Genomic DNA, 454 nt, shown 5'->3' with positions numbered 1-454 from the left:
CATTTGTCTGATTGTGCTTTAAAATAAGCACAAAGCAATATTATGGTGACAAACACAGCAGTCGGAACCGGTTTAGAAAAGAGTATTACATCACTTAGGCCTACTACCAGTAGTGAAAAAAGCAAGATTAAAATATAAGGTTCTTTAGCAGTTCTTAAGGCATATATGAGTATTGCTGAAAAGGCTAAAATTGTTAATACAACTCCAGGAATACCACGCGTTGATAACGTATCTATGAGATCGTTATGCAAATGAGAATCTATATAGGGTAAAGCGCCACTCAATCTAGGCTCTTTTTCTTCTAGTTCATGTATTTTTTCCGCTCGTTTTTCCAGTGATTGTCCTATTGGAGAATATGTTTTTAAGCCAACTTCATACATTGCCACACGGGCACCGACTGAAGTTCTGGTGTTATCATGCGAATAATTAACTAAATCGTTATTTAAGTCATTCA

1 protein-coding gene is annotated in these 454 nt (G+C 35.9%); it reads right to left on the bottom strand.

From position 1 onward, the window contains the following. Positions 1-454 (bottom strand): O-antigen ligase family protein (locus V5P19_RS23000; protein WP_369077405.1); only part of this gene is annotated, 454 nt, incomplete at both ends.

This window comes from Enterobacter sp. UNJFSC 003 (assembly GCF_036903355.1).
Classification (GTDB): Bacteria; Pseudomonadota; Gammaproteobacteria; order Enterobacterales; family Enterobacteriaceae; genus Enterobacter.
This window is presented reverse-complemented; position numbering and strand designations above follow the sequence as displayed.